The following is a 15,789-nucleotide window of genomic DNA, read 5'->3' on the forward strand; positions in this document are numbered from 1 at the left end:
AAATACACTCTAGGAGGGACCAACGAATGGAACGCATCGAATCTCAGCAGCAATATCAGGATTTAATTAACGGTGACGGTCTGACCGTCGTGAAATTTGATACAACCTGGTGTCCGGATTGCAAGACACTGGATAAATTTATGGACGGTATTATTGAGGAAAACGCGGATAAGCATTTCTATGCGCTTGATGCAGAGAAATTTCAGCCGATTGCCGACGAAAATCAAGTGCGTGGCATTCCGAGTCTGCTCGTGTTCCGTAATGGCGAAAAAATTGCTCATTTGCACAGCAAATACGCTAAAACGCCAGCTCAAATTTCGGAATATTTGACTACGCTGGAATCCAAACAATAATCAGAACGCATGATAGGGATAGTTCAGTACGATCTATCCTTTCCGCAAAATAGTAAAAGGGATATCCAAGGCTGATCATTCAGACCCTATGGATATCCCTTTTTAGTTATTGGTTATGGGTACCAAACAATGGCTTATAAAATAATGAAAAAGAACACAGCCGCCAGCACGAAGCGGTAAATGGCGAACGTAGTCAGGCTCAAGCGTTTGAGCAGACCAAGGAATGTTTTGATCGCCAGCATCCCGACGATAAAGGCAGTAATAAAGCCGGCCGCGAACACTGGAAAGTCACTCATAGACAGATGATCCATACTTTTGATCATATCAATGCCCGATGCACCCAGCATGATCGGAACCGATACGAGGAATGTAAATTCCGCGGCTGCCGTATGACTTACACGTGCGAATAGGCCCCCAGACATGGTTGAGCCTGAACGGGAGAAGCCTGGCCACAGAGCTAGGACTTGGAACACACCGATGGTAAATGCTTGTTTGTACGTGATCTCATCCAGCGTATGTGATCTAATAGGCGGATGGAATTTCTCAGCCGCGATCATGAGCAGGCCCCCGATCACCAAACTATATAAAACCGTTTCAGGACCAAACAGGTATTGCTTGATTACATCACGGAACAGTACGCCAATCAGGCCCGCAGGGATCATGGCTAAAATAATATGTAACAGGTTTAGACGTGGCTGACTTGAGATTTTGCGTCTGAAATCAAACAGACTCAGGAATCTGCGCCAGTATAATACGACGACCGCCAGCACAGCACCTAATTGCACGATAACCTCAAACGTTTTGACCGTATCATTCTCTGTGTTTAATCCTAGAAGATTAGCCGTGAGGATCATGTGACCCGTCGAAGAGACCGGCAAAAACTCTGTCAGTCCTTCAATAATTCCCATAATAATAGAAGATAAAATATCCACTTTACTAGCTCCTCCTTACACGCGTGCAGGGCAAACGACCTAAGTCGTCTGCCCTGGGAATATGTCATTTCAGTAGGAGTGAACGCAAGTGTCACAAGTGCAAAGATAAACGCTCAGGTCACACGGTTCACTCCCGGGAAGAAGTGTCCGATTCTGCTTCCAATTCAGATGCGGGGGATGTGTGGTGTAAAATAATCTCCACCCGACGAATACGATTTTTACCCATTTCACGAATGATAAATTTCACATCATCTTCTATGAATTCCTTGCCCTGTCTAGGTTCCGGAACCCGGCTATACACCCACCCTCCGACAGTATCCACGTCTTCATTGTCCAATGTCAAGCCAGTCAGATCACTCAGATCGGAAAGCATCACTTTACCATCCATCAAATAACTGTTCTCCGTCAGTTTCTCGATTTCCTTCCGTTCATCCTTATCAAATTCGTCCCGAATTTCGCCAACAATCTCCTCCAAAATGTCCTCAATGGTAATGAGGCCGGAGGTTCCACCGTATTCATCGACCAGGAGAGCAATATGAACCTGCTCCTTCTGCATACGTTTCAGCAGCGTGTTGACGGGGATAACTTCTGGAACGGTCAAGATCGGTTGAATCAGGCTGTCGAAAACAAGCTCGGGATTGCGATCATACTCAAGGAATAGCTGTTTGGTATTAATCATACCAATGATCTGATCCTTGCTATCTGTCGCCACCGGAAAACGGGTATACTGCTCTTCGTGAATAGTCAGCATGTTTTCTTGTAGCGAGCGATTCGTAAACAAGCATACCATATCTGTACGTGGCACCATAATTTCCTTGGCAACGGTCTCGTCAAAAGCAAAGATACGATTTACGTAGCCATATTCGGTGTTATTGATCTTACCACTTTCCACGCTTTCGGACAAAATGATCTGAATTTCTTCCTGAGAGTGCGCTTCTTCATGCTCACTAGCCGGTTGAAGACCAAACAGACGAACCAGACGATTGGCCGATCCGTTAAGGAGCCAAATAAACGGATACATAATCCGGTTAAACCACACGATGACTGGAGAGGTTAACAGACTGACAGCTTCCGCTTTGCGGATCGCCAATGTTTTGGGAGCCAGTTCACCGATCACCACGTGCAGGTAAGTTACAATGACGAATGAAATAATAAAGGCCAGGATATGTGAAAAATCCCCATTGATGTTGAGCTGTTGAAAGATAGGCTCCAGCAATTTGACTACGGTCGGTTCACCGAGCCAGCCGAGTCCCAACGCTGTAATCGTAATACCAAGCTGACAGGCGGACAGGTAGCCGTCCAGATTATTGACGACTTTTTGTAGCGCCAGTGCGTTTTTACGGTTCTCCACGACCAGCTGATCGACCCGGCTGGAACGGATTTTAATAATCGCAAACTCGGTAGCCACGAAGAAAGCACTAAATAAAATCAACACCGCAAACAAAAATAGACTGACACCTATACCCATATAATTTTCACTCATCCCTTTTTCGTTCAATTTTTTAAGGAACTCCATTTTAAGTTCACTTGAACTTATTTTAAGAACTTAAAAGGAAATATACAAGGTTCATATGGAATCGTAGCAGGTCACCTACCTCCAATTTACACGGAAAATAAGGCATAATAGAACCCGCACGGCTCATTGCTTCGCTTTACAAGCCTAGTTTGAGGGCGTATGATGAGTTCAAATGAACTTGAAATGCAAGAAAGGGAGGAAAGCAGATGGAGTCTTTTACCCTTACTCGTCGTGATATGGCCCATTTGCTGCTGGCCATGGAAGGTCGCCGCGAATTGCAGCCTTTGGCCGTTCTGCAGGACGCCTGGAGGCGCACTCATAGCCATCTTGCCCGCTCCGGGAGCACGATGCCGACATTTTTATACACCGACGTGACACCTGTGCTAGATAAAATCATCAAGGGTAAGCATAGCGCAGCCTTTTCGCTGCAGGAGATTGTTTCCCTGGGTCAACTGGTCGAATACAGCCATGTCTCACTGGCCTCTATGCAAAATTGGGTCAAACGCGACTTCAAGGAATTTCTCGGCGCTCCGAAGATCGGCAAAAAATACTCGGTCAACCAGGCAGCTATATTGCTCATTGTAGAAGATTTAAAATCATGTCTTGATTTTGAATCCATCCGTCAGCTATTTCATATCCTGTTCCAACAACCCGAAGATGATACGGACGATCTGATTCAGCCGGTCGATTTGTACGCCGCCTATTCAACTTTGTTTGAGGAGCTGGATGCGAACGGAGATCAACTGCTTGATGTGGCAGTAGCAGGCTTTGCAAAAGACAACGGAATTTCCGTTACAGGACAGCAGCGTCAAGAAGGTGCGACAGAGGAGTTGCTGGTTCAGGCGGCTGATCAATACACCAGTCGTTTACAGCATTTGACCCCTAACCAGTGTGAAGCGGTGCGTAATACTTTGCTGGTGGCAGCAGTAGCGGTACAAAATAGTTATTTTTTGTCCATGGCACGTCGGTATGTAAATGCGACGTTGTTCCTGGACTTCCAAGGGTAAATCAGGATTGGCAGTAGAAGCCAATCCTATTTTTTTTGCTCTTTTTAGAGGATTGTCTACCCTTTTGGAGACTGAAAAAGTATACAAAAGAGGTATATACACTAAAACGCTGTCAAAGATACAATAAACATATATAATCCAGCAATTGGAAAAACTTTGAATATCTCTTCCAAAGCATCTGGATACACACACAGGAGGTAATGGCATGTCCGATGTCTCCATCATCATTTGTACCCGCAACCGGATCGAAGACCTGACACGCTGTATACAATCTATTGCAGTACAGCAGCAATTGGAGCATACGGCTGTAGAACTGCTAATTGTTGATGACGGCGATATTTCCGACCAACAGATCGAGCAGTACCGTCACATGGTATCCGGATTGCCTCAAAGCGTTTTGAAATATTATAAAAAAAGTCGTCCCGGCGTTTGGTTATCCCGCTATGAGGCCTTGTCCCTTGTGCGGTATGATATTGTGCTGTATTTTGACGATGATGCAGAACTGGACGATAAACTCTATATCCGGCGCTTGCTCGATACCTATGATCAGGATGAAACGATTGTGGGTGTTGGAGGGATTGCAAAGGGATTACATTCGAGCCGGGCAGGAAAGCTGCTGGGCGTTTTGACATTTCAGATGTCTCCATCCCTCGGCAAGCTCTCGCCTAGTAGTCTGGCAGGTTCTTTGCTGCGTTGGGGCGAAGCAACGGAGGTTTTCGATACAGAATTTTTCCATGGCTGCAATATGTCATTTCGGAGGGATGCGCTTCGGGACATGAAGCCGTATCCGTGGATGACCAGTTATGCCGTGGCTGACGATTTGTACATGTGCCAGTTGGCGAGCCGTTACGGCAAATTGGTTATCAATCCTGACTTAACCATCATTCATCATGAATCCCCAAGCTCGCGCGATAAGGCGGGCAAAGTAGCCAAGGCAACAGCGATTAACCACTATTATTTTCTTGCCTTGAAAAAGGCTGGAGTGATTCAGTATGGAGCCCTTTTATGGACCTTATCCTACTTGATGCTCAAAGAAACGCTGCGTCGCAATTTTAATGCCGCAGATGGATACAAGCAGGGGGTGTTGTTCATTCTGAACCCGCGCAAGCAAAAATATAACGAATATTTAGGCCCGGCGGTTCAGTAATCCGTTTTATACACATTGACAGGATAAAGGGGGAGTATGATGTTAAGCTTGTCCATTGCTCTGTGCACCCGAAATCGGGTTGATGATCTGACCCGATGCATCAATTCAATTGCCATTGGGGGAGCACCGGAGGCATGTGAAACCGAGCTATGGATTATTGACGACGGAGAACTGCCGAAACATGTGCTGGAACGTTATGAGCGTCAGTTGGGCAGAGCGGGAATTACCTACCGATATCATCGTAAGGAGCAGCCGGGATTATGGTTATCTCGTGTAAAGACAGCTGAACTTGCGCAGGGTGACATCATTTTGTTCCTTGACGATGACGTTGAGCTGCCGAGCAACTACTTGAATGAGTTGATGCGTACCTATGAGGCTTACCCGCAGGCCGCTGGTGTCGGCGGTATCGCACAGGGAATGAGTAACAGCTTCATGGGAACAATTCGATGCTTGCTGTCATTCCAGCAGTCTTTGTCCAAAGGAAGGCTGTCCCTCAGCGGTCAGTCCGGCTCGATGTATAACTGGCATAAGGCCAAGAAGACGTTTAGAACCCAGTTTTTCCATGGTTGTAATATGTCATTTCGTCGTGAGGCGATTCGCGGTCTGGAGCCGGTATCTTGGTTGCAAAGCTATAGCGTAGGCGAGGATTTGTTACTTTCGCGCATCGCGATGAAAAGCGGCCCATTGTACATTAACCCGGCGCTTACGTTGCTTCATCACGAATCGCCGTCCTCACGCGACAATATGGAGCAGGTTACTTATATGCGGGTGATGAATCATATTCATTTGCTGCGTGACGAGGGATCTGGGCCTATCGGTTATGCAGCACTATACTGGACGACGTTGTATCAGATTTTGAGAGAAAAGCCCAAGAAAAATCATACTGCCATTCAAGGCTATAGAAGAGCGCTGAAAGCGATCTTTTCAAGCCCGAAGGAGCCTGTTGGCGGGGGACAGTTGCCTGAACGTAATTCCAAAAAAACGGTAGGCTGATGGAGGTGCGTCATAAGACGCGATTGAGCATAGAGACGAGAGGCTTAATAAGGAACAGGAGTTGGACGTAACATGAGCACATGGACAGCAGCAAGGAAAGTATTCACGGGTGACAGTCTCGCTAAAACGATCATGCGCACGAGCTTTAACAATTTTTTTGTGCTAATCGTCACGACCCTGACTTCCATCCTGACCGCACGTATGCTCGGAGTAGAGGGGAAAGGAGAACTGGCGGCAGTTCTGTTCTGGCCTACACTGATCGGCAGTGTGTTGAGCTTCGGATTACCAACGTCGTTAATTTACAACATCAAGAAGAAAACAGGCACGACGGAAGAACTGCTGGCGTTGTCGCTCTGGATTCAGTTGCCTGCCAGCTTGTTGGCAGGGGCTGTGGCCTGGATATGCATGCCGCTGTGGCTGAATGGTTATGGTGCGGACATCATCCAACTGTCCCAGCTTTATTGTGCGGCAGCCATACCACTGGCAGTGCTTACAGCGCTGACGACAGCATTGTCGCAAGGACTGGATCGGTTTAGCGTATATAATGGTCTGTTGTTTTACTACCCGTTACTGAATTTCATCGGTCTGGTGACACTGTGGCTGATGGGCTTGCTCAATGTGCAGCTGGCAGGAGCAGTGAATTTTGCCGCGAGTTTCCTTGCATTAGTGTGGGCGTTCCTCCGTTTGCGCAAGTATATGAATGTGCGTGCTTTCCGCCCATTTACCAGCCGCCAAGTGCTTCGTCCTTATTATAGCTATGGAGCGAGGGTTTACGGGATGGAGCTGATGGGGACGCTGTCCACACAAACGGACAAAATCGTTATAGTGGCGCTGCTATCACCCAAAGCGTTCGGCCTGTACTCTGTCGTCTACGCCTTGTCTCGTGTGTTCAATGTGGTGCAAAATGCCGTCACTAACGTTACCTTTCCAAAAGTGACGGGGATGGAGCATAGCAAGATTGTCGAAACGGTAGGACGTGCTTTTCGCATCTCTATGGCTGCGATGCTAATCGTCATTGTGCCTGCTCTCTTCATTGGACGATACATGCTGGGTTTGCTGTACGGCCCCGCTTTCCTGGAAGCATCGCTAACGTTCTACCTGCTGTCACTGGAATGTATCATTGGTGGCGGCTCATGGATTCTAGCTTCGGCCTTTAACGCGCTGGGACGTCCGGGACTGGTATTGTTCCGGCAAATTGTAGCCTATGCGATCACCGTCGGTCTATTTTTTATTTGTACACCGATCTTTGGTCTGGATGGCATTGCGATTGCTTTGCTTGTAGGCGCTTGTGTACGATTGGCGTTCTCACTGTTCTCATTCCCGATGTTTTTCAATGTTCCGCTATCACGGATCATTTTTGATAAAAGTGATATTACATTTGTCATTCAGACTATACAAAAGAAGCGCAGGAAGGGAGAACTGAAAGATGCCGAATTTGCATCCCATGGCTAAACTGAAAAATAAGCTGAGCGTCATTCTCGACGTAGTCCCCCAAGGTTCGAATATCATTTATGTCGATTATCCCGTCTATAATAACGGTGGGGATGTACTCATCATGAAAGGCACCGAGGCGTTCTTCAAGGATAATGGCATCCGTGTCCGTGCCCGTTATAGCGCTATGGATATTCCCGATCGACTTCAAATTCCGGGTGACTGGATTATCGTGTGCCACGGCGGCGGCAACTTCGGCGATCTCTATTCAAATCACCAAAATTTGCGAGAACGCATCGTTCGCGATTTCCCTAACCACCGAATTGTGATTATGCCGCAGACGATCCACTTTCAATCTGAACAGAAGGCTAATGAAGTCGCTGCCTTGTTCAATGCTCATCCGGATCTACATATGTTTGTGCGGGATACACGCTCTTATCAGTGGGCTAAGGACAAGCTGAACCAGTGCAGTATCACACTATGTCCTGATATGGCACACCAGCTCTGGCCATTGAAGCCGACTACGGAAACCGTGAAGGATGTATTGTATTTCCTGCGCACAGATATTGAAACGGTGGGTGGACAAAAGAAGTTCGATGACGAGGCAGATGCCGCTCACCGGCTGGACTGGGATACTTTGTTCACTCCGCTGGAAGTGAAGGGAATTGTCTATTTCCAGAAGTTTTATCGACTGGATAAGAAAATTGGTGGTCCGTTGCCTACGCGTACATTCTGGTACAAGTATACAGACCATCTCATGAACAAAGCGGTTACGCTGTTCAGCTCTTACCGAGAGGTTCGCACTTCACGGTTGCACGGTCACATTCTGGCCTGTCTGCTTGATATGCCGCATGTTGTCATTGACAACTCCTACGGCAAGAACTCGCAATATTATAATACCTGGACACAGCCGAATCCAAAGGCGCAGCTGTTTAGTGAAGCTCCAAGTGCGTTGGAGCAGCCATCTTAATAGTAAGAAAAGATACGTAGATTAATTTCAAAGGTATGATAACGGCAAAAAATCTCCTGACCACTTCATTGGTATAGGAGATTTTTGCTTGTGTTAAATTAATAAGAATAGTTAAGAGTTAAGCTTGTGAACTATTAAGGCTATTCATATTTAATGGGATGATCGCTCGTTCTTTCTTGGCTTCTATTGATTATTGACAGTTACCTCATATTTTGATGCGTTCCAGTTTACCTTTGCACCCAAGGTTTGAGAAATGAATCTGATCGGTACCAAAATGCTCCCGTTTATATATTTTGGAGGAGCAGCGAGACTTACTTTTTTTCCATTAACCAATGCGAAATTTTGGTTTACAACTAGTTCTATAGTCAGTTTACCTTTTGTGATGGTGACATGATCCCTTTGGCTATTATTCCAAATGACTTTAGCTCCTGATTTTTCAAATATTCCTCTGAAAGGAACATAGACTGAGCCGTTCAGTAATTTGGGAGTGGTAGTCAGATCCATGGTAGAGCCATCTACGGTCAATTGAATAGGCTTCACTACAATAGTCGGTTGCTTTACATTTTTCAATGTCGAGTCAATTCCAAGTTGACCGTTAACGTTGCTCCCCCAACTCCATAATTTATTGTTTTCCGTTCTTACGATTGTAAAGTCGTTTCCAGAGTTTACTTCCGATATATTAGCAAGCCCCTTTACTTTCTCTGGATTGGAATTACCAGCAGAAATCCAGACATCGCCAGTAGTTGTTACAAATGAAACAGTGTGGTCGAACTGAGCAGAGATATCTTTTAACTTCTGTGGAATTTTAAACTGTTTGGTTTTGCTCTCTAGCGGATTATATGTCCACCCGTTGCCATTCATATCAATTGCACTTATAGCAAAATCTCCACTTTTAATCATTTTAATTTTTTTAAGTTGTTTAAGCAGCTGTGGTTCTTTAATATTCGCATCTTCATTGTCGCCGCCCCAATAGAGCAATGTTCCATCCTTGGAAAGTGCAAAGGAACCCTGATTCGTAGCTGCTATACCCACAATATTCATGGGTAGATCTTTTATTAAAGTTGGTTCATTGATGAAAGATGACTGAAAGTTGGCTAATTGGCCCCGAGAATTATCACCCCAGCCCCAAACCTGCCCGCTTTGATCTAATGCTAAAAAGTGATCTCCTCCGGCAGCAATTTTAACAACATTTTTTAGGCTTGAGAAGGTTTTAGGGGCAATACTACGACCTTGATTTTTTTTACTTTGCCAACTAACAACGGTACCATCTGTTTTTATGGCTAGAGAACTAAAGCGACCCGTGGTGACCTGTTTAAAAGTATCAGATGACATAGAAACCACAGGAGAAGGTACGGAACGATTTATGCCGTCTTCTGAGCCTAATTCCCCATCTTCATTACGCCCCCATGCAAGTAGCTTTCCTTGCTTGTCAATAGCGTAAGTATGTTCACCACTGCTTGAAAATTGAACTATATCTGGAGATGGTTTTACATATTCGTTTGAATATGCTTCTTTTGAAACTAAGCAAGAGGAGAAAATTAGTAAAATAACTGATAAAGCTATGAAACATTGCTTTGAATTTTGATTTTTCAAAATATGCTCTCTCCTTTTTTTAAATAACTTCTAATATCATATAACCATAAACAAGAAAGAAATTGCAAATAAATCCAGTGAGTATGCATTTATTTCCATAAAAAATGTAGACAAATGAATAATGAAATACTATTATATGTTTTGGGTGAAAATTTTTACAATTAGGGAAGGAGTATAGCAAAAATTTTTCTCAAAAATTAGGATGAGGTGAGAGTGAATGAAAAAGGTAAAGTTCTCAATAATTATCTTTCTGTTATTCTCTTCAATTGGTGTTACTGCTTCGGCTAATAACGAAGATATTACGGAAAAAGTTAGCGATTCAGTAACGCAATCAACTTATGGATTAGAACATTCTAAAAATGTTACAGTAAAAAATGATGCTGAGGTTAGCCAGGAAAAGATAAACAACTTTATTATTCAAGCCAAAAAAGTTGTTAGAGAAGAAAAAGCAAATAGTCAATCATTTAATGCATCTATTGAATCTTCTACATATGAAACTATTGACTACTGTTATTTGGACGATACTAACCTCTTTTTTTATGAGGATTCTTCAATTAAAGATCCAGAGTTGATTATTTTACCAGTTGAAAATGGTAGAGAGGAAACACACGTTATTAAACCACAAGCAATACAAGGAGGATTTGGAGGAAGGGTATTGGTCAATAGTACGACAGGTAACTACATTGAGACTAGGGCCACTACTACATCAAGTAACTCTACTTTGCTGGCTACAAATGGAACCCCATATATGTATACAGGGTTTACAGCAAGAGGATTGGAAGTTGATGCAGGATTGGCTTATAGTAAAGGAGATGCTCCGGGAGTTTGGCAGCCTTATCTTAAAATAGGTGGGGACGATCCACTGTCAACTTCATATCTACTTGATGGTTATAATCAGGTACAATATAAAAATGGGTATATTACTGGACAGCCAGTTCAGATAGACTTATGGAGGAACTATACTAGTGGTGTTGAACATAACGCTGTAAGATTAAAACTTGCGGGGACTGCTATATGTGCAGATCTTGGATGTTCAAGACATGGTGATACTAAGCTGACCACTATCTTTTCTAAATCAAATATTGGAGTGAACAGTGTAGTTAATTATAAGTTGTTAGCAACTATTGCTGGTTCCGGAGCAAGCGGGCAGATGAATTCTACTCTAAGTGAAATATCAATTGACGGGATAGCCAAAACACCAGTTAAAGATGAAGTAGCCAATACTCAAGTCACAATTAGTGGAAATAGTGCATCTTTTAAGCTTTCAAAATAGTATATTAGTATAGTTTATAAAACCGTTCTAAGGAGCGGTTTTATTTTTTTATTAAAAGCCATATTGTTTGCTTACACTCCACTACCGCTTCATTTTGACAATTCATTTCATGAATAGATATAATTTATGGGATAAAACTTGTAGGAATATTGGGAACTCCCTAACTTTTGCAGAATAACATGAAAGTATATTTATTTAAATGAATCGAGGCTGACGAATGAGTAATCAATCGATGGACATGCTTCTCACGAAGGATATCGTGCGTGAAGGGGAACCGATTTTGCGCACAAAGGTTGAGCCGGTATGCCTGCCGCTGTCTGAAGAGGACCTGCAACAGATGCAATGGATGCTAGATTATCTGAAAAATAGCCAAAATGAAGAGCTGGCCACTCGCTATGATCTACGCCCGGGTGTGGGGCTATCCGCGAATCAGGTAGGTCTGAACAAAAGAATGTGCGCTATTTATTATGAAGATGGGGACAAAACGGTAGAGTATGCATTGTTTAATCCGAAGCTGGTCAGTCACTCCACGTCCATGATTTATTTGGAACAGGGAGAGGGGTGCTTGTCTGTAGATCGGTACGTAGCCGGATATGTACCGCGTTACGAAAAAATTCGTATTAAGGCCACTTTACCAGACGGAACACAGGAGCTATTGACTTTCAAAGGTTATGCAGCGGTTGTCGTGCAGCATGAAATGGACCATTTGGACGGCATTATGTTCTATGACCGTATCAACCCGGAAGATCCGCACAGGCTGCCGCAGGGAGTGCATATCGAACCTTTTGTACGTAAATAGTTTAGGAATTGTAAAGTGTGGTGACTCCGTTCGCCACATTTTTAAATTTTACAAAAATATAGATATAGAGGTTACGAAGCTTTAAACTGGAAACGTGTAGATTGTGATAGAGAATGTGAAAATACATAAAAATGTAAGCGCTTATCTTATGGGAGGGATGGCATGAATCGTGGAGTACGGCTTTTGATGAATAATATGCGTATGCGGAATAAGCTGCTGTTCTCCTACGTACTGATTGTCATGATCCCGGTGCTGGTGGTGGGCGGTTGCGTTACTTTTTATTTGCGAGAGCAGGCATTGAATAGTGCAATTGCCCAGACGGTAAACAATGTGGAAAAGATCAAGAGCCAGACGGCAAATTTACTGCGTGTGCCAACGGATATTTCAAATGGGCTCATGTTCGATAAAAGGCTGAGGGAGATGGCGAACCGACGGTATCCGGGTATGGTAGAGCTGATGAATGCGTATCATCAATACAAGGATTTTAATGAGTATACTCAGCAATATAGAGAAGTTGCTACCATCCGGTTCTATTCGTACAATCCGACGCTTGTCAATAATCTGGAGTTTATTCCAGTGGACTCTAACATTGAGCGGCAGCAGTGGTTCCAGACGGCTTTGAAGGGGACGGCGATTAACTGGTTTTACATTCAGGATAAGGAAGATAACCCGGTTAATCGCCTGAGCCTGGTACGGCAAATTCCATTTCCCGAATACAATACCAAGGGAGTTCTGATGATATCGCTGAGCCAGACCGAGTTGAATCATATGCTGAGCAAGGAGCCTTTTGAAACATTGATTGCAGATCGTAACGGGATTGTGGTCGCAGCTACTCGTCCGCAGTCGGTGGGTCAGACGTTGGGAGATTTACATTTGGGCTTTGACGTCCAGCGTGCGGGTAAGGGAATATATGAAGCGAAAATCAACGGAGTGCCCTCCAACATCATCGTGGATGAGCTGCTGCCCGCCTCCAGTGTGAGCGGATTTACGATTATTTCAGTGTTTTCGACGGAGCATATTGTACAGGGAGCCAACCGAATCAGCCTGATTGGTGCTTTATGTGTTCTTGCAGTGCTGGTTATGGCACTGATTCTAATCACCATCATTTCCTGGCTGATTACCAAACGACTACAGCGGTTGAGCTATGAGCTGGGTAAGGTAGCCGCGGGCGATTTTCATGTGGTATCGAGTGTGGAGGGAAAGGACGAGATCGGGGATTTATCCCGCCGTTTCAACTATATGGTGAGTAGTATTCGCCAACTCATGGCGCAGGTCTATGAGACGAGTGAGCACAACAACAGGCTGGAATTGGCACAAAAGGATATCAAGCTAAAAATGATGGCCAGCCAAATTAATCCGCACTTTCTGTTTAATGCGTTAGAGTCCATTCGAATGAAAGCACATCTGAATGGGGAAGCGGAAATTGCAACGACGGTGCGTTTGCTTGGCAGGCTGATGCGCCGGAATCTGGAGATTGGTAGTGGTAAAACGACGGTACTACAGGAGCTGGATATGGTGCGATCCTATTTGCAAATTCAGCAGTTCAGATTTGGAAATCGTTTGATCTATGAAGTGAATTTGGAAGAAAGCGCGACGGACATGTCGATTCCTCCCTTAATCATACAACCGCTGGTGGAAAATGCAGTCATTCATGGCCTGGAAAATAAGGAAGAGCCAGTTACCGTGAAGGTAGATATTACAATAGAACAAAGAGAGTTGAAAATTAAAGTAGAAGATGACGGGATCGGCATGGAAGCTGGGCAACTGACCCGTCTGCTAGATCGGATCAGGGGGGCGGATGAGCCGGAAGGGAGCAGTATTGGCCTGCGTAATGTACATCAACGTCTGACATTGATGTACGGCGAACGTTATGGACTGCATATTGAAAGCGCATTACAAGTAGGAACAACCGTATACTTTTCCATACCAAGGGAGGAAGAGTCAAATGTATAAAGCAATGATTGTAGATGATGAGCCTGCGATTCGTGAAGGATTGTCCTCTATTATTGACTGGGGGAATTGTGGCTTCCGTATTGTCGATACGGCAGGGAACGGACGCGAGGCTCTGGATAAGTTCGGAGAGCATCGGCCGGAGTTGGTCATTGTAGATATTCGTATGCCCGGGATGAGTGGACTGGAGGTCATACGAAGCATACGTGAAAAGAACGGAGAGCCGTTTCATTTTCTCATATTAAGCGGATATGCAGACTTTGATTATGCACGGCAAGCCTTGGGCTTCGGGGTAGATGGCTATCTACTGAAGCCAGTTGATGAGGAAGAAATGACGACAGAGTTGAAACGGATATGGCAAAACATTGAGGACGAGAAAGAAGACGGCAAATGGGGAAGTACGCCTTCCCATGAGCGTAATTGGATCGAAGCATTATTGTTTCCGGTTCATCGAGAGCATGCTCGTAAGGCCGTAGAAGGCAGCGATTCTCTGCACAAAGCATCCGAGCAAGCTGAACATCAAAGCGGTAACGGAAAACATGGACAACAGCCCGCGTTACCAGCCTTGGACTGGAGTAGCTATCAGGTTATTCTGCTGGATTTACGTATTCCTGACTGGGATCGACAAGCTCGGCAGTCGGCAGCAAAGCAGCGGCTAACGGAATTGTGTCATGAGCAGGGCAGAGGTATCGTGTTTGAGGCTGGAATATATATGGGTCTTTTGCTTCCCGCCACGTTAAAAACGGAGAAAGATGCTGTTCAGTTACTGGCTACTTGGCGACAGGAGCTAAAGCCGTGGGCAACGGAAATTTATGTGGCTGCCGGTGATCCTGTATCCATTCTTAACGACATTCCCAGATCTTTTGAGCAGGCACTACGATTGTTAGAACGTACGTTTTTGTTCCGGGCAGAAAGAGTCATGCTTTCCGGAGACCTATACGAATTGGAGACAGTTGAGACTGAAATGAGTGGAGCGTCTGATCGTGCTACAAATGATCCCCTACGTTATGCAGAAAAGCTGTACTATGCGCTAGATATGGCTAATAGTGAAGCTGCAACCCGTGTCATTAAGGAAATGGAAGACCAATTTCCAGGGATTTATCGCACAGAATCTGCAATCAAGGCGGCGTTCGCCCAAACATTCACACTGGCGTTGAACAAGTATGCAGCCGGACAGGATCACAGCAGAACCGTGCTGGAGGAGCACTCCAGCTTTATAACCGATGTATATGCTTATTCCACATTGGGCGAGCTGGTGGATCACTCGCTGGAGCATGTGTTGCAATGGATTGGCCAGACAGAATCTGGTGGCAAGGGCATCATCATGAAACAAATGATTGACTTTATACATAGTCATTATGATGAAAATTTGCGACTGGAGTTACTGGCAGATATGTTCAATTACAATAGTGGCTATTTGGGCAAACTGTTCAAAAGTCATACTGGCGAGGCCTTTAATGCCTACCTGGATAAGGTGAGGATTGAGCGAGCAAGGGAATTGCTTGCACAAGGAATTAAGGTACACCAGGTGGCGGAACGCGTGGGATATGCGAATGCAGATTATTTTCATAGTAAATTTAAAAAGTATGCTGGAATGTCACCTTCCTCCTACCGTAATCGGGTTCAAAAGAATGGAGGAACAGATGGCTGTTGATAGATTCCTAGATTTAACGCTATGAAGTCTCTCTTGCAGATGTCGGAGGTATAACCTCCGAACGAAGAGAGACTCTTTTTTATGGTGAAAAAATGGATAGATCAATCGAAAATGTCACATTTATTATAGAGTTTAGGGTGTTTTCATCAAATCGACACCATTATGACACAG

Annotated in this window: 13 protein-coding genes; 10 read left to right on the forward strand and 3 right to left on the reverse strand. The window is 44.7% G+C overall.

Going from position 1 to position 15,789, the window contains the following annotated elements:
- Window positions 1-26 precede the first annotated feature (26 nt).
- A complete protein-coding gene (locus WA407_RS20200; RefSeq protein ID WP_254329506.1) occupies window positions 27-353 on the forward strand; it encodes a thioredoxin family protein in 327 nt (108 codons plus the stop codon).
- 134 nt (window positions 354-487) lie between these two features.
- Here WA407_RS20200 and bacA read toward each other — a convergent pair whose 3' ends face one another.
- Together bacA and WA407_RS20210 are read right to left on the reverse strand one after the other, a co-directional pair.
- On the reverse strand, window positions 488-1,285 hold the full coding sequence (gene bacA, locus WA407_RS20205) for an undecaprenyl-diphosphate phosphatase (RefSeq protein ID WP_081112421.1): 798 nt from the start codon (window positions 1,283-1,285) through the stop codon (window positions 488-490).
- A 127-nt stretch (window positions 1,286-1,412) separates the two neighbouring features.
- The gene (locus WA407_RS20210) at window positions 1,413-2,801 is read right to left on the reverse strand and encodes a hemolysin family protein (protein ID WP_172828279.1); all 1,389 of its coding nucleotides are present in this window, start codon (window positions 2,799-2,801) and stop codon (window positions 1,413-1,415) included.
- A gap of 206 nt (window positions 2,802-3,007) precedes the next feature.
- Here WA407_RS20210 and WA407_RS20215 point away from each other — a divergent pair, with 206 nt between their 5' ends.
- The 5 genes from WA407_RS20215 to WA407_RS20235 all read left to right on the forward strand — a co-directional run bounded on the left by WA407_RS20215 (window position 3,008) and on the right by WA407_RS20235 (window position 8,349).
- The gene (locus WA407_RS20215; RefSeq protein WP_254350666.1) at window positions 3,008-3,808 is read left to right on the forward strand and encodes a DUF1836 domain-containing protein; all 801 of its coding nucleotides are present in this window, start codon (window positions 3,008-3,010) and stop codon (window positions 3,806-3,808) included.
- A 205-nt stretch (window positions 3,809-4,013) separates the two neighbouring features.
- The gene (locus WA407_RS20220) at window positions 4,014-4,955 is read left to right on the forward strand and encodes a glycosyltransferase family 2 protein (protein ID WP_235309915.1); all 942 of its coding nucleotides are present in this window, start codon (window positions 4,014-4,016) and stop codon (window positions 4,953-4,955) included.
- Between the two features lie 39 nt (window positions 4,956-4,994).
- Complete coding sequence (locus WA407_RS20225) at window positions 4,995-5,948, forward strand: glycosyltransferase family 2 protein (RefSeq protein ID WP_336078244.1); 954 nt, start codon at window positions 4,995-4,997, stop codon at window positions 5,946-5,948.
- Window positions 5,949-6,020: 72 nt separating this feature from the next.
- Window positions 6,021-7,400: a lipopolysaccharide biosynthesis protein gene (locus WA407_RS20230; protein ID WP_023990346.1), complete on the forward strand. Its 1,380-nt coding sequence runs from the start codon at window positions 6,021-6,023 to the stop codon at window positions 7,398-7,400.
- Entirely contained in the window at window positions 7,375-8,349 is a 975-nt protein-coding gene (locus tag WA407_RS20235) for a polysaccharide pyruvyl transferase family protein (protein WP_023990345.1), read from the forward strand. Before WA407_RS20230 ends, WA407_RS20235 begins: the two co-directional genes overlap by 26 nt.
- A gap of 183 nt (window positions 8,350-8,532) precedes the next feature.
- On the opposite strand, the gene WA407_RS20240 is transcribed toward WA407_RS20235, so the two are convergent.
- A complete protein-coding gene (locus WA407_RS20240; protein ID WP_061828924.1) occupies window positions 8,533-9,942 on the reverse strand; it encodes an RCC1 domain-containing protein in 1,410 nt (469 codons plus the stop codon).
- A gap of 217 nt (window positions 9,943-10,159) precedes the next feature.
- On the opposite strand from WA407_RS20240, the gene WA407_RS20245 reads away from it, so the two are divergent.
- From WA407_RS20245 to WA407_RS20260, 4 genes are all read left to right on the forward strand, one after another.
- Entirely contained in the window at window positions 10,160-11,215 is a 1,056-nt protein-coding gene (locus WA407_RS20245; RefSeq protein WP_061828923.1) for a YrpD family protein, read from the forward strand.
- Window positions 11,216-11,432: 217 nt separating this feature from the next.
- Window positions 11,433-12,014 carry a peptide deformylase gene (gene def / locus WA407_RS20250; protein WP_336078245.1) on the forward strand — a complete coding sequence of 194 codons (582 nt, stop codon included), beginning with the start codon at window positions 11,433-11,435 and terminating at the stop codon, window positions 12,012-12,014.
- Window positions 12,015-12,176: 162 nt separating this feature from the next.
- Window positions 12,177-13,967 (forward strand): cache domain-containing sensor histidine kinase, encoded by a 1,791-nt coding sequence (locus WA407_RS20255; RefSeq protein ID WP_336078246.1) that lies wholly within the window; start codon window positions 12,177-12,179, stop codon window positions 13,965-13,967.
- Window positions 13,960-15,618 carry a response regulator transcription factor gene (locus tag WA407_RS20260; protein ID WP_336078247.1) on the forward strand — a complete coding sequence of 553 codons (1,659 nt, stop codon included), beginning with the start codon at window positions 13,960-13,962 and terminating at the stop codon, window positions 15,616-15,618. Before WA407_RS20255 ends, WA407_RS20260 begins: the two co-directional genes overlap by 8 nt.
- The last annotated feature ends 171 nt before the right edge of the window (window positions 15,619-15,789 follow it).

Origin of the sequence: Paenibacillus sp. 203, assembly GCF_037027525.1 — a bacterium.
In the GTDB taxonomy this organism is placed as follows: Bacteria; Bacillota; Bacilli; order Paenibacillales; family Paenibacillaceae; genus Paenibacillus; species Paenibacillus polymyxa_B.